Origin of the sequence: Pseudomonas sp. MWU12-2020 (assembly GCF_023100605.1) — a bacterium.
Lineage (GTDB): Bacteria > Pseudomonadota > Gammaproteobacteria > Pseudomonadales > Pseudomonadaceae > Aquipseudomonas > Aquipseudomonas fluorescens_H.
This window is the reverse complement of record NZ_JALMEX010000001.1, coordinates 710,497-733,128: the sequence shown is the minus strand read 5'-3', so window position 1 is coordinate 733,128 and position 22,632 is coordinate 710,497. Positions and strand designations below refer to the sequence as shown.

General features: G+C 58.0%; 24 protein-coding genes and 1 tRNA gene. 18 read left to right on the top strand and 7 right to left on the bottom strand.

The window, feature by feature from the left end; all coding sequences use genetic code 11:
- Positions 1–27: 27 nt before the first annotated feature.
- Together M0814_RS03480 and M0814_RS03475 are read right to left on the bottom strand one after the other, a co-directional pair.
- Positions 28–240 carry a cold-shock protein gene (locus M0814_RS03480; RefSeq protein ID WP_003179963.1) on the bottom strand — a complete coding sequence of 71 codons (213 nt, stop codon included), beginning with the start codon at positions 238–240 and terminating at the stop codon, positions 28–30.
- Positions 241–532: 292 nt separating this feature from the next.
- On the bottom strand, positions 533–832 hold the full coding sequence (locus M0814_RS03475) for a hypothetical protein (RefSeq protein WP_003226370.1): 300 nt from the start codon (positions 830–832) through the stop codon (positions 533–535).
- A 381-nt stretch (positions 833–1,213) separates the two neighbouring features.
- Here M0814_RS03475 and thrS point away from each other — a divergent pair, with 381 nt between their 5' ends.
- The 12 genes from thrS to M0814_RS03415 all read left to right on the top strand — a co-directional run bounded on the left by thrS (position 1,214) and on the right by M0814_RS03415 (position 10,379).
- Positions 1,214–3,136: a threonine--tRNA ligase gene (gene thrS / locus M0814_RS03470; protein WP_003226368.1), complete on the top strand. Its 1,923-nt coding sequence runs from the start codon at positions 1,214–1,216 to the stop codon at positions 3,134–3,136.
- Complete coding sequence (gene infC / locus M0814_RS03465) at positions 3,136–3,687, top strand: translation initiation factor IF-3 (protein ID WP_170929410.1); 552 nt, start codon at positions 3,136–3,138, stop codon at positions 3,685–3,687. Before thrS ends, infC begins: the two co-directional genes overlap by 1 nt.
- A gap of 60 nt (positions 3,688–3,747) precedes the next feature.
- Positions 3,748–3,942, top strand: a complete 195-nt coding sequence (gene rpmI / locus M0814_RS03460; RefSeq protein ID WP_002553160.1) for a 50S ribosomal protein L35 — start codon at positions 3,748–3,750, stop codon at positions 3,940–3,942.
- Positions 3,943–3,970: 28 nt separating this feature from the next.
- Positions 3,971–4,327: a 50S ribosomal protein L20 gene (gene rplT / locus M0814_RS03455; protein WP_002553161.1), complete on the top strand. Its 357-nt coding sequence runs from the start codon at positions 3,971–3,973 to the stop codon at positions 4,325–4,327.
- Positions 4,328–4,436: 109 nt separating this feature from the next.
- Positions 4,437–5,453, top strand: coding sequence for a phenylalanine--tRNA ligase subunit alpha (gene pheS / locus M0814_RS03450; RefSeq protein ID WP_003226365.1), 1,017 nt, complete (start codon positions 4,437–4,439; stop codon positions 5,451–5,453).
- A gap of 26 nt (positions 5,454–5,479) precedes the next feature.
- The gene (gene pheT, locus M0814_RS03445; protein WP_103483614.1) at positions 5,480–7,858 is read left to right on the top strand and encodes a phenylalanine--tRNA ligase subunit beta; all 2,379 of its coding nucleotides are present in this window, start codon (positions 5,480–5,482) and stop codon (positions 7,856–7,858) included.
- A 3-nt stretch (positions 7,859–7,861) separates the two neighbouring features.
- Entirely contained in the window at positions 7,862–8,164 is a 303-nt protein-coding gene (gene ihfA, locus M0814_RS03440; RefSeq protein WP_002553164.1) for an integration host factor subunit alpha, read from the top strand.
- Positions 8,145–8,501 (top strand): MerR family transcriptional regulator, encoded by a 357-nt coding sequence (locus tag M0814_RS03435; protein ID WP_003179985.1) that lies wholly within the window; start codon positions 8,145–8,147, stop codon positions 8,499–8,501. Before ihfA ends, M0814_RS03435 begins: the two co-directional genes overlap by 20 nt.
- Positions 8,502–8,589: 88 nt before the next feature.
- A tRNA-Pro gene (locus tag M0814_RS03430) sits at positions 8,590–8,666 on the top strand.
- Between the two features lie 89 nt (positions 8,667–8,755).
- Positions 8,756–9,418: a DUF2625 domain-containing protein gene (locus M0814_RS03425; RefSeq protein WP_003226360.1), complete on the top strand. Its 663-nt coding sequence runs from the start codon at positions 8,756–8,758 to the stop codon at positions 9,416–9,418.
- A gap of 98 nt (positions 9,419–9,516) precedes the next feature.
- Complete coding sequence (locus M0814_RS03420; RefSeq protein ID WP_103483630.1) at positions 9,517–9,864, top strand: hypothetical protein; 348 nt, start codon at positions 9,517–9,519, stop codon at positions 9,862–9,864.
- Between the two features lie 95 nt (positions 9,865–9,959).
- Positions 9,960–10,379: an RDD family protein gene (locus M0814_RS03415; protein WP_003226356.1), complete on the top strand. Its 420-nt coding sequence runs from the start codon at positions 9,960–9,962 to the stop codon at positions 10,377–10,379.
- 35 nt (positions 10,380–10,414) lie between these two features.
- Here M0814_RS03415 and M0814_RS03410 read toward each other — a convergent pair whose 3' ends face one another.
- Positions 10,415–10,687, bottom strand: a complete 273-nt coding sequence (locus M0814_RS03410) for a hypothetical protein (protein ID WP_003226354.1) — start codon at positions 10,685–10,687, stop codon at positions 10,415–10,417.
- A gap of 92 nt (positions 10,688–10,779) precedes the next feature.
- Positions 10,780–12,387 (bottom strand): RNA repair transcriptional activator RtcR, encoded by a 1,608-nt coding sequence (rtcR, locus tag M0814_RS03405; protein WP_103483613.1) that lies wholly within the window; start codon positions 12,385–12,387, stop codon positions 10,780–10,782.
- A gap of 204 nt (positions 12,388–12,591) precedes the next feature.
- Between rtcR and M0814_RS03400 the strand changes: the two genes are divergently transcribed.
- The 5 genes from M0814_RS03400 to M0814_RS03380 all read left to right on the top strand — a co-directional run bounded on the left by M0814_RS03400 (position 12,592) and on the right by M0814_RS03380 (position 17,978).
- Positions 12,592–14,139 carry a TROVE domain-containing protein gene (locus tag M0814_RS03400; protein WP_103483612.1) on the top strand — a complete coding sequence of 516 codons (1,548 nt, stop codon included), beginning with the start codon at positions 12,592–12,594 and terminating at the stop codon, positions 14,137–14,139.
- A 336-nt stretch (positions 14,140–14,475) separates the two neighbouring features.
- Positions 14,476–15,702: an RtcB family protein gene (locus M0814_RS03395; protein ID WP_103483611.1), complete on the top strand. Its 1,227-nt coding sequence runs from the start codon at positions 14,476–14,478 to the stop codon at positions 15,700–15,702.
- Between the two features lie 14 nt (positions 15,703–15,716).
- Entirely contained in the window at positions 15,717–16,505 is a 789-nt protein-coding gene (locus M0814_RS03390; protein WP_103483610.1) for a nucleotidyltransferase domain-containing protein, read from the top strand.
- An 8-nt stretch (positions 16,506–16,513) separates the two neighbouring features.
- Entirely contained in the window at positions 16,514–17,542 is a 1,029-nt protein-coding gene (gene rtcA / locus M0814_RS03385) for an RNA 3'-terminal phosphate cyclase (protein WP_103483609.1), read from the top strand.
- A 106-nt stretch (positions 17,543–17,648) separates the two neighbouring features.
- Positions 17,649–17,978: a hypothetical protein gene (locus M0814_RS03380; RefSeq protein WP_003226343.1), complete on the top strand. Its 330-nt coding sequence runs from the start codon at positions 17,649–17,651 to the stop codon at positions 17,976–17,978.
- Positions 17,979–18,035: 57 nt separating this feature from the next.
- Here M0814_RS03380 and M0814_RS03375 read toward each other — a convergent pair whose 3' ends face one another.
- A complete protein-coding gene (locus M0814_RS03375) occupies positions 18,036–18,449 on the bottom strand; it encodes a VOC family protein (protein ID WP_103483608.1) in 414 nt (137 codons plus the stop codon).
- Between the two features lie 202 nt (positions 18,450–18,651).
- On the opposite strand from M0814_RS03375, the gene M0814_RS03370 reads away from it, so the two are divergent.
- On the top strand, positions 18,652–20,463 hold the full coding sequence (locus M0814_RS03370; RefSeq protein WP_103483607.1) for an ABC transporter ATP-binding protein: 1,812 nt from the start codon (positions 18,652–18,654) through the stop codon (positions 20,461–20,463).
- Here the strand turns inward: M0814_RS03370 and M0814_RS03365 are convergent.
- Together M0814_RS03365 and M0814_RS03360 are read right to left on the bottom strand one after the other, a co-directional pair.
- A complete protein-coding gene (locus tag M0814_RS03365; protein WP_103483606.1) occupies positions 20,460–21,404 on the bottom strand; it encodes an alpha/beta fold hydrolase in 945 nt (314 codons plus the stop codon). The two genes, M0814_RS03370 and M0814_RS03365, sit on opposite strands and share 4 nt — an antisense overlap.
- Positions 21,405–21,513: 109 nt before the next feature.
- Positions 21,514–22,512, bottom strand: a complete 999-nt coding sequence (locus M0814_RS03360; RefSeq protein WP_103483605.1) for an NAD(P)H-quinone oxidoreductase — start codon at positions 22,510–22,512, stop codon at positions 21,514–21,516.
- Positions 22,513–22,632 lie beyond the last annotated feature (120 nt).

Sequence of the window (22,632 nt, the reverse complement as noted above, 5' to 3'; positions counted from 1 at the left end):
ACGGGGTTTTTTCAGTGCGCCGGGAAATTACTCTGGGCGAACTTGTGCAGCTTGCATACCCTTTTGGCCTTTCTCAGCCACGAAAGAGACGGTCTGGCCTTCTTTCAGGCTTTTGAAACCGTCGGATTCGATAGCTTTGAAGTGTACGAACAGGTCGTCACCGCCACCTTGAGGAGTGATGAAGCCGAAGCCTTTTTCATCGTTGAACCATTTAACGGTGCCGGTTTGGCGATTAGACATGGTGTATCTCCAAGAAACATATATTTTCAGTAGTACTGTGCTGCTCAGGCCAACTGGGCACACCGGAGTATCATAGTCGAAATGTTCGCTTTGGTAGCCCCCCGGACGTGCTGTTTGCTTTCATATTGCATCGATTTCAACCTCTGAAATGTCTGCAAGCCCCGGTTTCAGTGGCTTTCAGCCGAGTGAAGAGGGTGTAAAAAAAGCTATAAAACCTGCGTAAATTATCGATTTCGGGGTCTTTTTGGCGGTTTTCAGCCTGCTGGACGCCCGAAAAAACATTCGTCAGCGCTTATTTCTGCACTCGGCAAACCGAGATTTCTTTCAGTGCGCGCTGACCCAGTTCACCACTTGGCGGGGTGTTCTTGTCCATCAGTTGCGCGATCTCTTGCGTGGTGAATTTCTTTTCCAGAACGTCGGCACCGCAAGCGCAATGTTTATTGGCTTCGGCCGGATTGACGCTCTTGCTGGCTGCGGCGGTGCAGTCGTTCATGTATTGGGCTTTGACGCCGGCAGGCCAGGCCGCGTTGGCGCTCAGCGGCAGCAGCAGGGCCAGCGGGGCCGCGAAAGCAAAAAGTCGGATAAGGCGCATGTCGGAAACTCCTTGGGTTGATATCGGCGACGATTCTCAGCTTATTTGAGGCAAAGCGTATATCCCAAGTTCACTTCGCGCCGCAAAAGTGCGCAAATCAGCAACACCGCAATTCGATGACGTCGATGACCGCTCATCTGTGCTAGCATGCCGGGCTCAAGCGTTCTCAGGCTCCGGAAGGCCTTCAGCCCCGGCAGCGGTCAGCGTGCGAATATTCTGATTTGAATCCCAGTCACTCTGGTTCGGTTTTCCGGTTGGCCGCAAGGCTCCTGCCGCTGTAAGGCAAGCGTTCGTCATTGAATGGCCTGGATCGGATCTTGTACTGGCTCATCCCAACCCACGTGACCTTTGGTAGGGGTCACCACTAGGAGAGGAGGCGCCATGCCAACTATTACTCTTCCCGACGGCAGTCAACGTTCATTCGATCACCCGGTTTCCGTAGCCGAGGTCGCCGCATCCATTGGTGCAGGTCTGGCCAAGGCCACCGTGGCCGGCAAGGTCAACGGCAAGCTGGTCGACGCCTGCGACATCATCGACAGTGACGCGACGCTGCAAATCATCACGCCAAAGGATGAAGAGGGGCTGGAGATCATTCGCCACTCTTGCGCGCACCTGGTTGGCCACGCGGTCAAGCAGCTGTACCCGACTGCGAAAATGGTCATCGGCCCGGTCATCGACGAAGGCTTCTATTACGACATCGCCTTCGAGCGTCCTTTCACTCCGGACGACATGGCCGCCATCGAACAGCGCATGCATCAGCTGATCGATAAAGATTACGACGTCATCAAGAAAGTCACTCCGCGCGCCGAAGTGATTGAAGTGTTCAAGGCCCGCGGCGAAGACTACAAGCTGCGTCTGGTCGAAGACATGCCGAACGAGCAGGCCATGGGCCTGTACTACCACGAAGAATACGTCGACATGTGCCGCGGCCCGCACGTGCCGAACACGCGTTTTCTGAAATCCTTCAAGCTGACCAAGTTGTCCGGCGCCTACTGGCGCGGCGATGCCAAGAACGAGCAATTGCAGCGCGTTTACGGCACAGCTTGGGCTGACAAGAAGCAGCTGGCGGCTTACATCCAGCGCATCGAAGAAGCGGAAAAGCGCGATCACCGCAAGATCGGCAAGCGCCTGGGCCTGTTCCACACCCAGGAAGAAGCACCGGGCATGGTGTTCTGGCACCCGAACGGCTGGACCCTGTATCAAGTGCTCGAGCAGTACATGCGCAAGGTGCAGCGTGACAACGGCTACCTGGAGATCAAGACCCCGCAAGTGGTCGATCGCAGCCTCTGGGAGAAATCCGGGCACTGGGCCAACTACGCCGACAACATGTTCACCACCGAGTCGGAAAGCCGCGACTACGCCATCAAGCCGATGAACTGCCCGTGCCACGTGCAGGTGTTCAACCAGGGTCTGAAGAGCTACCGCGAGCTGCCGATGCGCCTGGCCGAGTTCGGTGCCTGCCATCGTAACGAGCCGTCGGGTGCGCTGCACGGCATCATGCGTGTGCGTGCGTTCACTCAGGATGACGCCCATATTTTCTGCACCGAAGAGCAGATGCAGGCCGAATCCGCAGCGTTCATCAAGCTGACCATGGACGTTTACCGCGACTTCGGCTTCACCGACGTCGAGATGAAGCTGTCCACTCGTCCGGAAAAGCGCGTGGGTTCCGACGAGTTGTGGGATCGCGCCGAAGCGGCACTGGCTGCAGCCCTTGACAGTGCTGGCCTGCCGTACGATCTGCAGCCAGGTGAAGGCGCGTTCTACGGGCCGAAGATCGAATTCTCGCTGAAAGATTGCCTCGGTCGTGTGTGGCAATGTGGTACTTTGCAGCTCGATTTCAACCTGCCTGTCCGTCTTGGCGCCGAATACGTCTCCGAAGACAACAGTCGCAAGCACCCAGTGATGTTGCACCGGGCGATCCTCGGTTCGTTCGAGCGTTTCGTCGGGATTCTGATCGAGCACTATGAAGGTGCATTCCCTGCGTGGCTCGCGCCAACCCAGGCAGTGATCATGAATATCACTGATAAACAGGCAGATTTTGTTGCTGAAGTGGAAAAAACTCTCAACGAAAGCGGATTTCGTGCCAAGTCCGACTTGAGAAATGAAAAGATCGGCTTTAAAATCCGCGAGCATACTTTGCTCAAGGTTCCCTATCTTTTGGTTATCGGAGATAAGGAAGTCGAGATGCAGACTGTCGCTGTGCGTACTCGTGAAGGTGCTGACCTGGGCTCGATGCCCGTCGCCCAGTTCGCTGAGTTTCTCGCGCAAGCGGTTTCCCGGCGTGGTCGCCCAGATTCGGAGTAATTATTATTAAGCGTGAAATGAGACAAGATAAACGAGCTGCACCGAAAGCCCCGATCAACGAGAATATCTCGGCACGCGAGGTTCGGTTAATTGGCGCTGATGGCGAGCAGATTGGCATCGTCTCGATTGATGAAGCGCTTCGTATTGCTGAAGAAGCAAAGCTTGATCTGGTAGAAATCTCTGCTGACGCAGTCCCACCGGTTTGCCGGGTGATGGACTACGGCAAATCGATCTTCGAAAAGAAGAAGCAGATTGCAGCAGCGAAGAAAAACCAGAAGCAGATTCAGGTAAAAGAAATCAAGTTTCGTCCAGGGACGGAGGAAGGGGATTACCAGGTAAAACTGCGCAACCTGGTACGTTTCCTGAGTGACGGGGACAGGGCCAAGGTATCCTTGCGATTCCGCGGCCGTGAGATGGCCCACCAGGAGCTGGGGATGGAACTCCTCAAGCGGGTTGAAGCTGACCTGCTCGAGTACGGTTCGGTCGAACAGCATCCTAAGATGGAAGGACGCCAGCTGATCATGGTCATCGCCCCGAAAAAGAAGAAGTAATCAACAGGGCACGGCAGGCCTTCTGATTATGTTTATCAACTGAATGCGGAGTATCCGAACATGCCAAAAATGAAAACCAAAAGTGGTGCTGCTAAGCGGTTTCTGAAAACTGCTAACGGTATCAAGCACAAGCACGCTTTCAAGAGCCACATCCTGACCAAAATGTCGACCAAGCGTAAGCGTCAACTGCGCGGTAGCAGCTTGCTGCATCCGTCTGACGTGGCAAAAGTCGAGCGCATGCTGCGCCTTCGTTAATTTTAGTCAAGAATAGAGGAAGTAACTCATGGCTCGTGTAAAGCGTGGCGTCATTGCCCGTAAGCGTCACAAAAAAATTCTGAAACTTGCTAAAGGCTACTACGGCGCACGCTCCCGCGTATTCCGTGTTGCCAAGCAAGCGGTAATCAAGGCAGGCCAATACGCCTACCGTGACCGTCGTCAGAAAAAACGTCAGTTCCGCGCTCTGTGGATCGCTCGTATCAACGCTGGTGCTCGTGTTAACGGTCTGTCCTACAGCCGTTTCATTGCTGGCCTGAAAAAAGCGTCCATCGAGATCGACCGTAAGGTTCTGGCTGATCTGGCAGTGAACGAAAAAGCGGCGTTTGCTGCGATTGTCGAGAAAGCTAAAGCCACCTTGGCTTAAGTACCCCCGACAGTCACCCGGCCTCACCTCTGTGGGGCCAGGTGTTAAACGTCATAAATAGGGGAAGAGCCTTCAAGCTCTTCCCCTATTTTGTATCTGGAGTCTGTACATGGAAAACCTGGATGCGCTGGTCTCTCAAGCACTAGAGGCTGTGCAAAGCGCTGAAGATATCAATGCCCTGGAGCAAATCCGGGTTCAATACCTTGGCAAAAAAGGTGAATTGACTCAGGTGATGAAGACCCTGGGGAATTTGCCGGCAGAAGAGCGTCCGCAAGTCGGCGCCCTGATCAACGTTGCCAAGGAACGTGTCACAGGCGTTCTCAATGCGCGCATGGCTCTGTTTGAAGAAGCCGAACTGGCTGCCAAACTGTCTGCCGAATCCATTGACGTGACGTTGCCGGGCCGTGGTCAGACCTCCGGTGGTCTGCATCCGGTGACCCGGACTCTGGAACGAGTCGAGCAGTTCTTCACCCGCATCGGCTACGGCATCGCCGAAGGCCCTGAGGTCGAAGACGACTATCACAACTTTGAAGCGCTCAACATCCCAGGCCACCACCCGGCCCGGTCGATGCATGACACCTTCTATTTCAATGCGAACATGTTGCTGCGCACCCATACCTCGCCGGTACAGGTCCGCACCATGGAGTCCAAGCAGCCGCCGATCCGCATTGTCTGCCCAGGCCGTGTGTACCGCAGTGACTCCGATATCACCCATTCGCCGATGTTCCACCAGGTCGAAGGCCTGCTGGTCGATCGCGACATCAATTTCGCCGATCTCAAAGGCACCATCGAAGAGTTCCTGCGGGTGTTCTTCGAAAAAGAGCTGGCCGTACGTTTCCGTCCTTCGTACTTCCCGTTCACCGAGCCATCCGCTGAAGTCGACATGGAATGCGTGATGTGCAGCGGTAAAGGCTGCCGCGTCTGCAAACAGACCGGCTGGCTGGAAGTCATGGGCTGCGGCATGGTGCACCCGAACGTGCTGCGCATGTCCGGCATCGATCCGGAAGAGTTCTCCGGTTTTGCCTTCGGCATGGGCGTCGAGCGTCTGGCGATGCTCCGTTACGGCGTGAACGACTTGCGTCTGTTCTTCGACAACGACTTGCGGTTCCTCGCGCAATTTCGCTAGTCGTAACGAATTCTTAGGAGAGCAGGATGAAATTCAGTGAACAATGGCTGCGTGGCTGGGTTAGCCCGCAGGTAAGTCGCGACGAGCTGGTTGCTCGTCTGTCGATGGCGGGTCTGGAGGTCGATAGCGTGACCCCGGCCGCCGGTGTATTCAGCGGCGTGGTAGTGGGCGAGGTGCTGAGCACCGAGCAACACCCTGACGCCGACAAGCTGCGTGTATGCCAGGTCAGCAATGGCGCGGAAACCTTCCAGGTCGTGTGCGGTGCGCCAAACGTGCGTCCGGGCCTGAAGATTCCGTTCGCCATGATCGGTGCCGAACTGCCGGGCGACTTCAAGATCAAGAAGGCCAAGCTGCGCGGCGTCGAGTCCAACGGCATGCTGTGCTCGCAAGCCGAGCTGCAGGTCGGTGAAGGCAATGACGGTCTGATGGAGCTGCCGGCCGATGCGCCGGTGGGCGAAGATTTCCGGGTTTACCTGGACCTGGAAGACGCCAGCATCGAGGTTGACCTGACCCCGAACCGTGGCGACTGCCTGTCGCTGGCCGGTCTGGCCCGTGAAGTCGGCGCGCTGTACGACACGCCGGTCGCTCGCCCGGTGGTCATGACCATCCCGGCTGCGCACGACGAAGTGCGTTCGGTAGAAGTGCTGGCGCCTGCCGCTTGCCCGCGTTACCTGGGCCGCGTCATCCGCAATGTCGACTTGTCCAAACCAACCCCGTTGTGGATGGTTGAGCGTCTGCGCCGCGCCGATGTGCGCAGCATCGACGCTGCCGTCGACATCACCAACTACGTGATGCTCGAGCTGGGTCAGCCGCTGCACGCTTTTGATCTCGCCGAAATCAATGGCGGCATCCGCGTGCGTATGGCGGAAGAGGGCGAGAAGCTGGTTTTGCTCGACGGTCAGGAAGTCAGCCTGCGTAGTGATACCCTGGTGATCGCCGACCATACCCGTGCTCTGGCGATTGCCGGCGTGATGGGTGGCGAGCACAGCGGTGTATCTGCAACCACTCGCGACGTTTTCCTGGAAAGTGCGTTCTTCGATCAGATCGCTGTGGCAGGCAAGGCTCGCTCCTACGGCCTGCACACCGACGCTTCGCATCGTTACGAGCGCGGTGTGGACTGGCAACTGGCCCGTGAAGCCATGGAGCGCGCCACTGGCCTGCTGCTGGAAATCACTGGCGGCGAAGCCGGCCCGATCATCGAGACCGTCAGCGAGCAGCACCTGCCGTCGATCGCGCCGATCACCCTGCGTGCGCAGCGCATCACCCAGATGCTGGGGATGGAAATGGATTCGGCTCAGGTCGAGCGTCTGCTCAGCGCCTTGGGTCTGAATATTTCCGCTGACGGAGCAGGGCAGTGGCGCGTAGAAGTGCCAAGCCATCGCTTCGACATCAGCCTGGAAGTCGATCTGATCGAAGAGCTGGCTCGCCTGTATGGCTACAACCGTCTGCCGGTTCGTTACCCGCAAGCGCGTCTGGCGCCACAGGCCAAGGCTGAAGCGCGCAGCGAATTGCCTGAGCTGCGTCGTCTGCTGGTAGCGCGTGGTTATCAGGAAGCGATCACTTACAGCTTCATCGATCCGAAGCAGTTCGAACTGTTCAATCCGGGCGTCGAGCCGCTGTTGCTGGCCAACCCGATTTCCAATGACATGGCTGCCATGCGTTCTTCGCTGTGGCCGGGTCTGGTCAAGGCGTTGCAGCACAACCTGAACCGCCAGCAGGATCGCGTACGTCTGTTCGAAAGCGGTCTGCGCTTCGTCGGTCAGCTGGAAGGTCTGAAGCAAGAGCCGATGCTGTCGGGCGTGGTTTGCGGCAGCCGTCTGCCGGAAGGTTGGGCGCAAGGTCGCGACACCGTCGATTTCTTCGACGTAAAAGCTGATGTTGAAGCGGTGCTGGGCTTCGCCGGTGCGCTGGATACCTTCACGTTCGCTCCGGGCAAACACCCGGCGCTGCACCCGGGGCAAACCGCGCGCATCGAACGTGACGGGCGTGAAGTCGGCTTTATCGGTGCGATTCACCCGGAGCTGTCCAAGGCCCTGGGTCTGGATCGTCCGGTCTTCGTCTTCGAGCTGGTTCTGGCTGAAGTCGCTTCCGGAAAAATGCCGCAATTCCACGAGTTGTCGCGTTTTCCTGAAGTGCGTCGTGACCTTGCGCTGATCGCGCACAAAGACGTCGCGGCCTCGGCGGTATTGGGCGTAATCCGAGAAAATGCAGGCGAATGGCTCACGGATCTCAGGCTGTTTGACGTGTATCAGGGTAAAGGTATTGATCCTGATAGAAAAAGCCTTGCAGTTGGCTTGACCTGGCAGCATCCATCGCGCACTCTTAATGACGATGAGGTGAATTCGACGACGCAAAATATCCTCACCTCGCTCGAACAAAGGTTGAACGCCACGTTAAGGAAGTGACGTATGGGGGCTTTGACGAAAGCTGAGATGGCGGAACGTCTGTATGAAGAGCTGGGCCTGAACAAGCGGGAAGCCAAGGAATTGGTTGAACTGTTTTTCGAGGAAATCAGGCACGCTCTTGAAGACAACGAGCAGGTCAAATTGTCCGGTTTCGGTAATTTCGACCTTCGGGACAAACGCCAGCGGCCTGGCCGCAACCCGAAAACGGGGGAAGAAATCCCGATCACGGCTCGCCGTGTGGTCACCTTTCGTCCAGGGCAGAAGTTGAAGGCCCGAGTTGAGGCTTATGCTGGAACCAAGTCATAACGACGAACTACCCGTCATCCCGGGCAAACGCTACTTCACCATTGGTGAAGTCAGCGAGCTGTGTGCAGTAAAACCACACGTGCTGCGCTACTGGGAGCAGGAGTTTCCTCAACTCAACCCCGTCAAACGCCGCGGAAACCGCCGGTATTATCAGCGCCAGGATGTGCTGATGATCCGGCAGATCCGCGCGCTCCTTTACGATCAGGGTTTTACCATCGGCGGTGCGCGTCTGCGTTTGTCCGGCGATGAAGCCAAAGACGACACCACCCAATACAAGCAAATGATCCGCCAGATGATCGCTGAGCTTGAAGATGTACTGGTGGTTCTCAAGAAATAAAAAGCTGCGTTTGAATACTTCCAGTTTTCAAAAGCTTGCGCTATATTCTTGAGCGCTCTTCGAGATGAAGAGCAGGTTTCAAACCAGTCGGGGCGTAGCGCAGTCCGGTAGCGCACTAGCATGGGGTGCTAGGGGTCGAGTGTTCGAATCACTCCGTCCCGACCATATTTCCTGAGTAAAGTCAGACAGTTAAGCCGATCATCTAGATCGGCTTTTTTGTGCCTGCGCAAAACCCGCGCAAAAAAGGTTGCTGGATGAAAAGTTTGGATCACTTGATAGACAAGCAGGATCCGGCGCTGCCCATCATTGAAAAAATGCTGGAGGAAGCCGTACCCAACTATCAGTTACTCCCTCCCTCCGCCGAAAATGGCAGAGTTCTTTCAGGTCTTCAGGTCACGACTAAATCGACTTTGGGGGCGATCGCTTTCAAAACGGGTGGGCTGCTGATTGATCACGGCTGGCTACGTGTGCTCGGCTCCGGGCATCCGCAATTACCGCGAAATCTTCTGGATTGGAATAACGGCCGTGCTGATGCTTATTTGTTGGTTGCGGACGATGCCGCTGGAGGTTTTTTTGCTCTCAATGGCGGTGGTTTGGGTGAAGAAGTTGGAGCGATGTATTACTGGGCGCCTGACACGCTGTTGTGGGAGCCATTGCACATTGCTTACACCGACTTTCTGGGTTGGGCGTTGAGCGATCGGCTCGCGACCTTCTACGACGGTTTGCACTGGAACGGCTGGATTCGCGACCTGCAGGCGCTGGAAGCGGATCAGTGTTTTTCGTTTTTCCCGTTTCTCTGGACTCGGGAAGGCTCAGTCGAAAAGAGTCGTCGTACGGCGATTGATGTTAGCGAACAGTTCGAAATGAATGTCGAGTTGGCACGCAAGCTCGGCAATGGTTCTGCGCAGCCAATCTGATGTCGGGTTGATACTCTACCTGCCAGGGCTGAAGATGCTCGCTCAGATACACGAATGAAGTGCAGGCCACATCTTTTCCGTCATTGGTTCCTAAGAAAATGGATAAGTTATCTCGCTTGAACTCGCTTTTGATTCAGCACAATGCGGTCGTTTCGCTGAATATCGAAATTCAAGACTTCAAGTACAACCTGGCCTTGACGATGTCGTCGCTCGATGACGCAGCAGAAAGCGCTATCACTATAAATTTTCAGGATGTCAGTGCGCTTGATCTAAGTGGCTTTGGCGGCGGATTGACTCAATTCATGGAGCTCGTCGTTACCCGAATCGATCGTGGGCTCGACAGGATCAGATATGAATTAAAAGACGTAGAGGACGAGAAAATATCGTTCTACTTCTTTACCTTCAGTGAGCCTGTTCATTCGGAGCAATCTTGCGGGTTTGATTGACCGCACTTTCAGTGCGCTTGCCCCTGAAGCGCCATTAAATATTGGCGATCGGATGCCGATACCCGGTTATCTAAATTCTGATCGAGCGAAGGCGCATGGACATCAGCAATACCAGCAGTGAATATCAAAAGCCCAAAAATCTCGCAGGGCTGGGCCGTCGCTGGGGCGGGCAGATCATCGATACATTGATCACCTACTTTTTGATCCTCTTCGTAGGGCGGTTGGCGGAGTTTATTGGCTTGCCGCCAAATGTTGTGGCTATCCTGGCTCTTGGTACGGGTGTGTCGTATTACCTGTTTTCCGATGCAATGCCCAACGGGCAAAGCCTGGGTAAAAAGCTGCTGGGGATGTCGGTGATTGATGAGCGTAGTTACTTGAACTGCAATCTGTATCAATCGTTCATCCGCAACATCACAACGCCGTTTCTGAACATCCTCGACTGGATTTTCATCTTCTTTGGCTCGCGCAAACGCTTGGGCGACATGCTTGCCTCGACAATTGTGATCCGCGTTTAGATGAGTCAAATGAGGCGGCGGCAGTCGCCCAAGTCTTAAGGTTTCGAATCTTGCTGAATATCCTCCGAGTCACTCGAGGTAGCGGCATCTTTCTGGGTTTCTTTGGGTTCGGCACCAGAGTTTGAACCTGACGCTTCTTCGCCCTTTTTATTGGCTTTTTCGTCGTTGGACTCGGAGCTGTTCGCCTGATTGGCTCCGGGTGAGACGGCGGGTGCTTCTACCGTTCCTGATTTCTCCGCGGCCTGCGAGGAGAGCGAGCCAGTCAACAGCAGGCTGGCAAGCGTCATGGTGACAATCGACTTGTTCATTGTTGAGTCTTCCGCGCAATGGGGGTAAACCATTGGAGGCATGAACAGGCCCAAGGTGCTTGCTGTTGGACGAGCGGTAAAGTCGGCGGGGACTATGATTTTGCGGCTTGCAAGTCGGCCCATTCAATCCCGAACCGGCTCAGATATTTTCTCAAGCGATCTGCATCATTCGGCTGCGCCTTGGCCTGTCGCGATACCCCAAACAATCTGCGCCCTGCATCCGACAGGCTGTCTGCCTGCCGGCATACGTCAAGTACCGCCTTCAATTGCAGTCGATCGAACAGGTCCAGGCTGTCGGCGTCTCCCGGTAGTTCATCCGACATCCCGTCCGCTTGCGTCAGCCCCCACGCATAACGCAGCCGATCAATTTCTTCCTGCACTTGCGCCTCATCAATTCGTCCGCTGTCAGCCAGTGTGGCCATCCGGGTAATCGACGCTGACAGTTCGCGAAAGTTGCCCAGCCATGCCGCTTCCCGAGAGCTGGCGAAGGCGAGGTAGCGCCGCCGCGCTTCGAGGTTGAAGCGCACTAGTTGGCCGTGATCGCGAGCGTGACGTTCCAGTTCGAAATCGATGTTGGGCTCGATGTCTTCGCGGCGGCCGGCCAGGCCGGGCAAATCAAATGTCCAGAGGTTGATCCGCGCGTACAGATCTTCGCGGAACAGGCCTTCGGCGACGCGGCTGCGCAGGTCGCGGTGGGTGCCGGCGATGATCAGGAAGTCGCTGTCGACTTCCTTGTCGGAGCCAAGCGGAAAGAAGCGCTTTTCTTCGATCGCCTTGAGCAGCATCGCCTGTTCGTCCGCGCCCAGCTCACCGATTTCATCGAGAAACAACATGCCGCCGTCCGCAGCGCGCAGCAGGCCGTCGCGGGCGTTCTGTGCGCCGGTGAAAGCGCCTTTGACGTGACCAAACAATGCCGACATCGCGCCGTCGCCACGCAGGGTGGCGCAGTTAACCTCAACAAACCGGCCCTGCATTTGATGACGGCTGCGCTTGAGTTCGTAGATGCGTCGGGCAAGAAACGATTTGCCGGCGCCGGTCGGGCCGATCAGCAGCATGGGCGCCTTGGAGCGCACCGCGACGCGCTCTATCTGTTCGATGGAGCGGTTGAACGCCGCGTTACGGGTGGCGATGCCGGACTTCAAGAACTCCAGGCCTTCGAGGCGTTTATTGGCGAAACGCGAGGCGATGCGGTCATAACGCGACAGGTCGAGGTCGATCAGGGCGTGGGTGCCCGTGGCTTGTTCATCTTCGCTTTTACGTCGGGCGGGGGAGGTCTGGATCAGGCGCGCCGGCAGATAGCGTGCTTCGGTCAGCAAGAACCAGCAAATCTGCGCGACGTGGGTGCCGGTGGTGATGTGAACCAGATAGTCCTCATGTTCGGTATCGAAGCTGTAGGCCGTCGTGAAGTCATGCAGGGCGCCGTAGACCTCTTCGAAATCCCACGGATTGCGCAGTGCCATGGGGTGCAGGTGGACTTCGGTTTCCGGTGAGACCTGCTGGATATCGGCGCGAACCCGTTCAGCGAGGCTGATGTCGCGCGCGTCGATGCCGTGAATCAATTCCAGGCGATGGATCAGCACGTCCGGTTGTTGGCACAGGCCCACGCTCGGCCGCCAATGGCTCCAGCGATTGGCGCCCTTGCCAACACGGTCCAGGGTGGCGCCGATAAAACCGATGGCGACGGTGCGTTTGTTTGGCATGGCTATCTCAAAAGATAAATGACGATATCAAATGATAGATTTCTCTTGGTTGGTTTGTCTTCGGTTCAGCTAAAAGAAAACCATGAAAAATAAAAAGTCTTTATAAATCAATTAGATAAAAAATAAATTTTATTACTTTCAAAATCTGGCACAGCCGCTGCAATACCTATCGCAACGAACAGGACAACAGAGCGAGACGCCACGATGGCCAACTTCAAACTCTTCAACAGGCAATCGAAGCAACTGCCAGCCTGCGACACTTTGAATGCTTCGGGTGCCTCGGCATATGCCTACACCCCGAAGCATCAACTGGCTCAACTGGCGGTCACCGGTTGCCTGAACCAGACGTTTTACGCCAGCGCTGAAAGTCAGCTGGATCAAGTGTTGAAGCTGGTGGCTGAACTCGACAGCCGTTTCGTGGCGAAGGCTGCTGTCTACGCTCGCCACAAAGGCCACATGAAAGATATGCCGGCGTTGCTGCTGGCGGCGTTGACGGCGAACCGTTCGTCGCTGGTACCTGAGGTGTTTGAACAAGTGATCGACAGCGGCAAGATGTTGCGCAACTACGTGCAGATCCTGCGCAGTGGCGCCACCGGGCGCAAATCCCTCGGTTCGCAACCCAAGCGTCTGGTGCAGAACTGGCTGAACCGCGCGACCGAACGTCAACTGCTGCAAGCGTCGATTGGCAACCAGCCATCGCTGGCGGACGTGGTGAAGATGGTTCACCCGAAACCGGCTGAGGCCTGGCGCGAAGCATTCTTCGCGTGGTTGATCGGTAAACCGGTGGATGTGCAGGCATTGCCTGAGTTGACCCGCGATCTGCTGGCATTTCGCAGCGGTGCAAGTCATCAAGTACCCGCGGTACCGTTCCAACTGCTCGGCAACGAAACCCTGAGCAAAGAGCAATGGGCTGCGCAGGCTTACAACATGGGCTGGCAGGGATTGCGCATCAACCTCAACACCCTGGAGCGGCATGGCGCGTTTGAAGTTCCGGGTTGCGTCGAATACGTGGCGGCGCGGTTGGCGGACCCGCAGGAAGTGGCCAAGGCGCGGGTTTATCCATACCAGTTGCTGGCGGCTTATCGGATGGTTGGCGATAACGTACCGCTGCAGATCCGCGAGGCGTTGCAGGACGCACTTGAGTTATCGCTGGCCAACGTGCCGAAGCTGGAAGGTGCGGTGGTGGTTTGCCCGGACGTATCGGGTTCGATGGGCAGCCCGGCGACCGGTTATCGTCAGGGCGCGACCACGGCGGTGCGTTGCATCGATGTGGCGGCACTGGTCGCGGCAGCGGTGTTGCGCAAACAGCCGGCGGCGCGGGTGATGCCGTTCGAAGTGAACGTGGTGGATATCCACCTCAATCCACGGGACAGCGTGATCAGCAACGCGGAGAAACTGGCCGCGGCCTTTGGCGGCGGCACCAATTGCTCGGCGCCGCTGAAGAAACTGGCGGACAGCAAGGCCAGGGTCGATACGCTGATTCTGGTATCGGACAACGAGTCCTGGATCGATACGCGACGCCATGGTGCCAGTGAGACCATGCGCCAGTGGGAGCGCATCAAGCAGATCAACCCGCAGGCGCGGCTGGTGTGCATCGATATCCAGCCGGGTTATGCAACGCAGGCAGCGGACCGCGATGACATTCTGAATGTCGGCGGTTTCAGCGATGCAGTGTTCGATGTGGTCGAGCAGTTCACCAGCGGCCGTTATGGCGCGCAGCACTGGGTCGAAGCGATCGAGAGCATGCAATGAATTGATTTGTCACAGGCGCTGAATGCCGGTGGGACTACATCCAAGACGTCTCATCAAGCCCTTGTCAGCGTGTGTGACGGCACGAATGCCTGATGGCTGTACATCTGAGGCCGGTTAACCCCGGTGCGCGGCAACGCGCAACAGTCATCAACTTTTGTCGTGCCACCTTAATTGAAAAAGAAGGCAGCGAATGCAACAGGTACTCCATAGGAACGCGGGTTCGAATCCCGCCCCGGCAACGGGGGCTCGACTGGCAGAGCCACAGTGTCTGTTTTTTTGTCGCTGTACATGACGGAACAACGCCGAATCATCGGCCAACGAATAAAGAATAGAGAAATGAAAGAACACACTTACCAACTGCTCGAAGTCGCCAACGGCAAGCCGATCAAACTCTGGACCGAAGGCGTCCCGGTAGAAACCGAGGCCCGCGAACAACTGATGAACACTGCAAAGATGCCGTTCATCTTCAAGCATCTGGCGGTGATGCCGGATGTGCATCTGGGCAAGGGCTCGACCATTGGCAGCGTGATTCCGACGGTGGGCGCGATCATCCCGGCGGCCGTCGGCGTGGACATCGGTTGCGGCATGATCGCCGCACGCACGTCGCTGACCGCTGCCGATCTGCCGGACAACCTGCAAGGTCTGCGCAGCGCCATCGAGCAAGCGGTGCCCCATGGCCGCAGTTCGAACCGTTCGCGGCGCGACAAGGGCGCGTGGGACGAGATTCCGCAGCAAGCCGATCAGGCGTGGGCGGGGCTTCAGCCACGTTTCAAACTGATCACCGATAAGTACCCGAAACTGGCCAACACCAACAACCGCGGGCATCTGGGCACGCTTGGCAGTGGCAACCACTTCATTGAAGTGTGCCTGGATGAAGCCAACCGGGTCTGGTTCATGTTGCACAGTGGTTCTCGCGGTGTCGGTAACGCTATCGGCAACCTGTTCATTCAGAAGGCTCAGGCGGATATGCGGCAACACATCGCCAACCTGCCGGATCGCGACCTGGCGTATTTCGAAGAAGGCAGCCAGCACTTCGATGATTACGTGGAAGCGGTGAGTTGGGCGCAGGACTTCGCCAGACAGAACCGCGAACTGATGATGCGTGCGGTGATTCAGGCCACGCGCCAGATCATTCGCAAGCCGTTCGAGGTGGCGCTGGAAGCGGTCAACTGCCACCACAACTACGTGCAGAAAGAGCGGCATTTCGGCGAAGAAGTATTGGTCACTCGCAAAGGCGCGGTGTCGGCGAAGAAAGGTGAGCTGGGGATCATTCCGGGTTCGATGGGCGCCAAGAGTTTCATTGTGCGCGGCCTGGGCAACGAAGAGTCGTTCAACTCCTGCAGCCACGGCGCCGGCCGCACCATGAGCCGCACCAAGGCCAGGAACACCTTCACCGTCGAGGATCAGATCCGCGCCACGGCGCATGTGGAGTGCCGCAAGGACGAAGCGGTGATCGACGAAATTCCGATGGCCTACAAGGACATCGACAAAGTCATGCACGCCCAGCGCGAACTGGTGGAAGTGCTGCACACCCTGCGGCAAGTGGTGTGCGTCAAAGGATAAAAGGATCAGCAATCATGGAATTCGAAGAACGCCACCCGCTGTGCGACACGATGCGTGCGCGGGTACTGGAAGAGTTGGCGCGTATAGAGCGCGAGCGCAACGTCACGGTGTTGTACGCCTGTGAGTCCGGCAGTCGGGCCTGGGGCTTTGCCTCGACCGACAGTGACTACGACGTACGGTTCGTGTACGTGGAAAAACCGCAGTGGTTCGTTCAGGTCGACACGCCGCGCGATGTGATCGAGCGGCCATTGGACGATGAGCTGGATGTCAGCGGCTGGGAGCTGCGCAAGACCCTCGGGTTGTTGCGCAAGTCCAACCCGACGCTGCTGGAGTGGCTCGACTCGCCATTGGTGTACCGCAGCGAAAGCGCACAGGTTGCGCAACTGCGTGAGCTGGCCGAAGCGTTCTACAGCCCGCCGGCAGCCCGTAACCACTATCTGTCGATGGCGAAAAACAATTTTCGCCAGTACCTGCAAGGCGACAGCGTGCGGTTCAAGAAGTACTTCTACGTGCTGCGGCCATTGTTGGCGGTGCGCTGGATCGATCAGGGGCGTGGGCGTCCACCGATGACCTTCGCCGACCTGCTGACCACGGTCGACGACCGTGCACTGCTGGCTGAAGTCGACGAACTGCTGGCACTTAAACGCAATGCCGACGAGAGCACCTATGGTCCACGTCGTCCGGCGCTGCACAGGTTCATCGCGGCCGAACTCGAGCGCGATGTGCCCACATTACTCAGAACTCAGGAAGACTCGCGACGACTGGATGACTACCTCAGGGAGACCGTCGGGTTGTACGCGTAAGGATTGAAATGGAACAGCAAGTGATTGAACTGGACGGCGCGATTGGTGGCGGTCAGGTGTTGCGCAGCGCGCTGAGCCTGTCGATGGTGACGGGCCAGGCGTTTCGCATTAAACAGATTCGCGCCCGACGCAGTCGGCCGGGACTGTTGCGTCAGCATTTGACGGCAGTGATGGCAGCTGCCGAAGTCTGCGGCGCACGGATCGCGGGAGCGGAGTTGGGCTCGCAAGAGCTGCATTTCGAGCCGGGAACGATTCGTTCGGGTGATTACCGGTTTGCGATCGGTACGGCCGGTAGTTGCACGTTGGTGTTGCAGACACTGCTGCCTGCGCTGTTGCAGGCGCGGGGCACAAGTCGCGTGCGGATCAGCGGCGGTACCCATAATCCATTGGCGCCGCCTGCCGATTTCCTCACGCGCAGTTGGTTGCCGCTGATGCGACGCATGGGGGCCGGTATTGAGCTGGATCTGTTGCGTCACGGCTTCGTCCCGGCCGGTGGTGGTGAGATCGACGTCACGGTGCAGCCGTCGCAACTGACGCGACTTGATCTGTGTGAGCGCGGGGCACTGCTGTCGCATCAAGCAATGGCGCTGACGGCCGGTCTCGCACCGACTGTCGCCGAGCGAGAACTGAATCGGGTGGCCAAACGCCTGAACTGGTCATCGGAAACATTGCAGTCGATCACGCTCGATCCGGCGCGTGGCCCCGGTAATGTGTTGTTGCTGGAGTACGTGTTCGAACAGGTCACCGAAGTCTTCAGTGCCTTTGGCCAGGTGTTGTTACGGGCGGAGAAGGTCGCTGATACCGCAATCAATCAGGCGGCAGACTGGTTGCGCAGTGACGCTGCGGTGGCGGAACACCTCGCCGACCAGTTGCTGCTGCCGATGGCGCTGGCCGGCGGCGGGTCATTCACCACCCCGAGAATGACCGAGCATCTGCACAGCAATATCGCAGTGATCGAGCGCTTCTTGCCGGTGAATATCGAATGTTCGGAGGAGGGCGCCGAGCGTCTGCGGGTTGAGGTCCGCAGCGGTCGCTGATCACGGCGCAGGCACAGGTCAATCTCGGAAAAGCGGCAATTTGCTGGCCCCCAGGCTTGGGCTTCCCCGGCAAACTCGCCTTTTTTCAAAAGGTTAGGTTGGCTATATGCGGACGATTGTCATAACCGTTGCAACGCTTTCCCTGGCTGCCTTCGCTTCGGCCATTGAAGCGAAAGAGTTGAGCAAGAGTCATCGGTTTGCCTGTACCTGGGGCTCGGACATCGCTGCCGGGGCGCAGCAGTCGAAGCTGTCGGGGATCTCGCTGTACGGCGCGCGCAAGCAGTTGCAGGTGCGCAAGTTCCAGCAACCGTGGATGCGCATGACGGCGATGGGCATTACCGAGCAGACGTACAACAGCACCTCCAGGCTCAAACCCGCGGCGGTCAAGCAGACCTATTACGAACAATGCGTGCGGCATGAGCTGGCCCAGCGATAAACCCAAAAGCCCAACCTGAAGAGGTTGGGCTTTTTCATGCCTGACGAAATGTCAGCATCACTGGTCAGTCTCGCAATTAACCATCCATGACACGCCAAAGCGATCGACCAGCATGCCGAAACGGGCGGCCCAGAACGTGGTTTGCAGCGGCATGTCGACGCGAGCGTCCTTGGCCAGCGCGTTAAACACTCGCTCGGCTTCGGCAATGCTGTCGACGTTGAGGGAGATCGAGCACCCGCTCATGCCCCCGGTTGGCCGGTCAGGTGTGGTGTCCGAGGCCATGATCATCTGGTCGCCAACCTTCAGGCAGGTATGGTTGACGAGGTTGTGGTGCTCCTTCGGTACGTGTTCGGCGGCGGGTGTTTCGCCGTAGGTCATCATTGCTTCGAGTTTGCCCTGCAAGGCTTGTTCATAAAAGGTGAAGGCCTCGCGGCAGTTGCCGTTGAAGATCAGGTAGGGATTGATTCTCATGATGGCGTTCCTGGCAGTAGGCGCGGAGAGAGGCGATTTTCGCCAGGTTCCGCGAAAGGCGGTTAAACCATAGCAAAGCATTGGACGCCGCAACGGCCAGAGTTTTTCCAGATGTTTTTCTTCTGAAAACGCCGCGCTTCAGCACGGATAAAACCTGCGGAGTACCATGACACCCTGTACGACCTATCGAGCTTGATCTGCCATGCCTTTGATTTGCCGCTTCAACGCCCTGTTCGATCAGGCCCGGCGCGCCCTGTTGCTGGTCTGGGCGACATCACGCGGGTTGTTTCTGGGGTTGGTGCTGGCGACCCTGATTGCCGGCGTTCTGCCGGCGCTGGCTGCGTGGCTGGGCCAGCGCATTGTCGATGCGGTCGTGACGGCGATGCAGTTGCACGCGCAGCAGGGCGATGCGCCACTGTGGCCGGTGTTGCGTTATGTGCTGATGGAGGCGGGGGTATTGGCGCTGTTGTCCGGCGCGCAACGGGCGCTCTCGGTGCAACAGTCGTTGCTGCGGGTGCAATTGGGGCAGAAGGTCAACACGCTGATTCTGGAGAAGGCGCAGACCCTGTCGCTGGTGCAGTTCGAGAATTCCGAGTTCTACGACAAACTGGTCCGCGTGCGCCGCGAAGCTTCGACCCGGCCGCTGGCGTTGGTGATGAAGTCGCCGGGGCTGATCCAGAACCTGATCATGTTGATCAGCTTCGGTGTGCTGCTGGTGCATTTTTCGCCGTGGGCGCTGGTATTACTGGTGGTCGGCGCGTTGCCGGTGTTCTTTGCCGAGGCGCATTTTTCCGGCGACGCTTTCCGCTTGTTCACCCGCCGTGCGCCGGAGAGTCGGCAGCAAAATTACATCGAAACATTGCTGTCCCATGAGGCCTATATCAAAGAGGTCAAGCTGTTCGGCTTCGCGCCGTTGCTGTTGCAGCGTTATCGGGACACCTTCGCCAAGCTCTACGCTGAGGATCGGCGCCTGACATTGCGTCGCGATGGTTGGGGCTTCGGTCTTGGATTGCTCGGCACCGGGGCGTTCTATCTGGCTTACGCCTGGGTGGTGATCGATGCCGTGAACGGCAATATCAGTCTCGGCCAGATGACCATGTACCTGGTGCTGTTCAAGCAGGGCCAGAGTGCGGTCAGCAGCAGCCTGAGTGCGATCAGCGGCTTGTACGAGGACGGTCTGTACTTGTCGAACCTGTACGAGTACCTGGCCGAACCGGTGCTGGCCGATTCCGGTCACCTCACTGTCGGCGCGCAACCGGGCGATGGCCTGCGCTTTGAAAACGTCGGTTTCCGTTATCCCGGAGCAACCCGGGCAGCGCTGGAAGGCATCGACCTGCACCTGGTGCCGGGCAAGAGCGTGGCACTGGTGGGGGAGAATGGCTCAGGCAAGACCACACTGATCAAATTGCTGACCCGCCTGTATCGGCCGGATCAGGGGCGCATTCTGCTCGACGGCAGCGATTTGCAGGATTGGGAAGAGATCACCTTGCGTCGGCGTATCGGCGTGATTTTTCAGGACTACATTCGCTACCAGTTCACGGTGGGTGAAAACATCGGCGTGGGGGATACCTCGGCGTTCAATGAAGAACAACGCTGGAAGTCAGCGGCCGCCGAGGGAATGGCCGCGCCGTTCATCGAAGGGCTTGACCGTGGCTATGCAACGCAACTGGGTCGCTGGTTTGCCGGCGGTCAGGAGTTGTCGGGTGGGCAATGGCAGAAGATTGCCTTGTCCCGGGCCTATATGCGCCGCGATGCCGACATCCTGATCCTCGACGAACCGACCTCGGCGCTGGATCCGGCGGCGGAAGCGGCAGTGTTCGAGCATTTCAGCCAGCACACCGAAGGGCGCATGACCCTGCTGATCTCCCATCGCTTTTCCAGCGTGCGCAACGCCGATCAGATCATGGTGCTGGAGGCCGGACGGATACTGGAGCAGGGCGATCACGACAGCCTGATCGCCGCCGATGGACACTATGCCAAACTGTTTGATCTGCAGGCTCGCGGCTATCGCTAGGAGTCCTGTGCGCTGCGTGCCAGCGCGGGTCCTGCGACGTGGGGCGCGGGTTTGGACTGCATCAGCGCATCAATCGCCTTGCGATAATTCTGCCCACCCAGCGCCATGCTGTTGTTGTGGGTGGCTCCCGGCACCAAGAGCAGTCGCTTTGGTTGTTGGGCGGCGTTGAACAGTTGCTCGCTGAAGCGCGGCGGCACAAACGCGTCGGCCATGCCGTGCACCACCAGCAGTGGCATGTGAATTTCGGCGATCTTGTCGATGGAGTCGAACTTCTGCGACAGCAGCCAGCGCACCGGTAGTGAAGTGTTGGCCACTGCGGCCGCCACGTCGGCGAGGGAGGTGAACGTCGACTCGATCACCAGGCCTTTGACCGGCAGCGGAGTATTGTCCCGAACGGCGTCCTGGCCGAGTTCGGCAGCCAGATCAATGGCCACGGCGCCCCCCAGCGAGTGACCGTAGATCAGGCGTTTGCTCGGGTCGGGCTGCAGCAGTTTGAAGCGTTCCCACGCCACACGAGCATCTTCGTACACGCTGCTTTCTGAAGGCAGATCACCCTTGCTCTGGCCGAAACCACGGTAGTCGATGGCCAGTACCGAGTAGCCGGCCGCGCGCAGTTGTTCGATACGGAACAACTGCCCGGTGAGGTTCCAGCGCACACCATGCAGATAGAGGATTGCCGGGGCATTGGCTTTTTCTGCCGGCCACCACCAGGCATGAATATTCTGCCCGGCCTTGAAACTCTTGGGCTGCAAGTCGAGTTCCTGCACGCTGCCCGGCAAGCCGTGATACCAGCCGGCCGTGCCCGGTTCGATGCGAAACAGCAGTTTGCGCTCGGTGTGTTCGAGCACCGCGCAACTCGCCGGCACGCCAATGATCAGCGCAGCCATGCAGGCGAACGCCAGACGGCGACGACGCAAACGAGTCATGAAGGACAGGAACATTAAACGGTTCACCACAACGCAGACAAAGAAGGCTTTTTACCAGAAGCCTCCGCCTGCGCGTGACTTTTTCGACCGCCGTGTGCTTGCAACGATTACAAAATGCTGCGGCTCAGTCCACCCGCAGCACAATTTTGCCAATGTGATCGCCGCCTTCCATGCGCGCATGCGCCTGGGCCGCATCGTTCAGCGAGTAGACCTTGTCGATGATCGGCAGGCAGCGCCCGGCGGCCAGCACCGGCCACACGTGTTCGCGCAGTTGTTCGGCAATTGCGGCCTTTTCCTCCGAGGTACGCGCACGCAGCAACGAACCCGTGATCACCGCGCGTTTGGCCATGATCGCCAGCAGGTCGACGTCGTTGGCCCGTCCGCCGCCGAGAAAGCCGAGCATTACCAGCCGGCCATCCATTGCCAATGCGCTGACATTACCGTTGAGGTACGAGGCACCCATGATATCGAGAACCGCGTTTACCCCTTGGCCTGCCGTCTTTTCGGCGATGACCGCGGCGAAGTCCTGCTCGCGATAATTGATCGGCTGGCCACCCAGTTCGCTGATGGCCGCGCATTTATCCGCGCTGCCGGCAGTGGCAAAGGCTTCGATGCCAAACTCGCGGCACAGCATCAGTGCGGTGGTACCGATGCCGCTGGTGCCGCCGTGGATCAACACGCGCTGGCCACGCTGGGCGTCGCCGAGGCCGAACAGGTTGGCCCACACGGTAAAGAAGGTTTCCGGGATGGCGGCGGCCTGCACCCAATCCAGACCATCGGGGATCGGCAGGGTTTGCCCGGCCGGGACGGTGCAGTACTCGGCGTAACCGCCACCGTTGGTCAGCGCGCACACCTTGTCGCCCACGGCAAACTCGCTGACGCCGGCGCCCAGCGCCACGACTTCGCCGGCCACTTCCAGGCCGGGGATCGGATTCATTCCGGGCTTCATCGGGTATTTGCCGGCGCGTTGCAGGGCGTCGGGGCGGTTGATCCCGGCGGCGTGCACGCGAATCAGCACTTCACCGGCTGCGGCGACGGGCAGGGGCACGTGTTTGGCCTGCAAGACTTCGGGGCCACCGGGTTGGGTGATTTCGATACGGGTCATTTCGCTGGGCAGTGTCATATCCGGTCCTGTTGCGTAGGTGGTCTGTAGGTGGGAGTTCAGAGGAGCGCCAATGATTCCCTGCAAAAGCATTTCAAGCTTGAGAACAGGGGTGAGGATATCGGCTATTGTTGCTGCTTT

Excerpts from the sequence above, each read along its gene's own strand:
- M0814_RS03420 (WP_103483630.1), top strand. The coding sequence starts at position 9,517 with ATGGATAAGTTATCTCGCTTGAACTCGCTTTTGATTCAGCACAATGCG.
- ihfA (WP_002553164.1), top strand. The coding sequence starts at position 7,862 with ATGGGGGCTTTGACGAAAGCTGAGATGGCGGAACGTCTGTATGAAGAG.
- M0814_RS03360 (WP_103483605.1), bottom strand. The coding sequence starts at position 22,512 with ATGACACTGCCCAGCGAAATGACCCGTATCGAAATCACCCAACCCGGT.
- M0814_RS03480 (WP_003179963.1), bottom strand. The coding sequence starts at position 240 with ATGTCTAATCGCCAAACCGGCACCGTTAAATGGTTCAACGATGAAAAA.
- M0814_RS03435 (WP_003179985.1), top strand. The coding sequence starts at position 8,145 with ATGCTGGAACCAAGTCATAACGACGAACTACCCGTCATCCCGGGCAAA.
- M0814_RS03375 (WP_103483608.1), bottom strand. The coding sequence starts at position 18,449 with ATGAGAATCAATCCCTACCTGATCTTCAACGGCAACTGCCGCGAGGCC.
- M0814_RS03410 (WP_003226354.1), bottom strand. The coding sequence starts at position 10,687 with ATGAACAAGTCGATTGTCACCATGACGCTTGCCAGCCTGCTGTTGACT.
- M0814_RS03395 (WP_103483611.1), top strand. The coding sequence starts at position 14,476 with ATGAAAGAACACACTTACCAACTGCTCGAAGTCGCCAACGGCAAGCCG.
- M0814_RS03425 (WP_003226360.1), top strand. The coding sequence starts at position 8,756 with ATGAAAAGTTTGGATCACTTGATAGACAAGCAGGATCCGGCGCTGCCC.
- M0814_RS03400 (WP_103483612.1), top strand. The coding sequence starts at position 12,592 with ATGGCCAACTTCAAACTCTTCAACAGGCAATCGAAGCAACTGCCAGCC.
- rpmI (WP_002553160.1), top strand. The coding sequence starts at position 3,748 with ATGCCAAAAATGAAAACCAAAAGTGGTGCTGCTAAGCGGTTTCTGAAA.
- rplT (WP_002553161.1), top strand. The coding sequence starts at position 3,971 with ATGGCTCGTGTAAAGCGTGGCGTCATTGCCCGTAAGCGTCACAAAAAA.
- thrS (WP_003226368.1), top strand. The coding sequence starts at position 1,214 with ATGCCAACTATTACTCTTCCCGACGGCAGTCAACGTTCATTCGATCAC.
- M0814_RS03415 (WP_003226356.1), top strand. The coding sequence starts at position 9,960 with ATGGACATCAGCAATACCAGCAGTGAATATCAAAAGCCCAAAAATCTC.
- M0814_RS03380 (WP_003226343.1), top strand. The coding sequence starts at position 17,649 with ATGCGGACGATTGTCATAACCGTTGCAACGCTTTCCCTGGCTGCCTTC.
- M0814_RS03390 (WP_103483610.1), top strand. The coding sequence starts at position 15,717 with ATGGAATTCGAAGAACGCCACCCGCTGTGCGACACGATGCGTGCGCGG.
- M0814_RS03365 (WP_103483606.1), bottom strand. The coding sequence starts at position 21,404 with ATGTTCCTGTCCTTCATGACTCGTTTGCGTCGTCGCCGTCTGGCGTTC.
- M0814_RS03475 (WP_003226370.1), bottom strand. The coding sequence starts at position 832 with ATGCGCCTTATCCGACTTTTTGCTTTCGCGGCCCCGCTGGCCCTGCTG.
- pheT (WP_103483614.1), top strand. The coding sequence starts at position 5,480 with ATGAAATTCAGTGAACAATGGCTGCGTGGCTGGGTTAGCCCGCAGGTA.
- rtcA (WP_103483609.1), top strand. The coding sequence starts at position 16,514 with ATGGAACAGCAAGTGATTGAACTGGACGGCGCGATTGGTGGCGGTCAG.
- pheS (WP_003226365.1), top strand. The coding sequence starts at position 4,437 with ATGGAAAACCTGGATGCGCTGGTCTCTCAAGCACTAGAGGCTGTGCAA.
- rtcR (WP_103483613.1), bottom strand. The coding sequence starts at position 12,387 with ATGCCAAACAAACGCACCGTCGCCATCGGTTTTATCGGCGCCACCCTG.
- M0814_RS03370 (WP_103483607.1), top strand. The coding sequence starts at position 18,652 with ATGCCTTTGATTTGCCGCTTCAACGCCCTGTTCGATCAGGCCCGGCGC.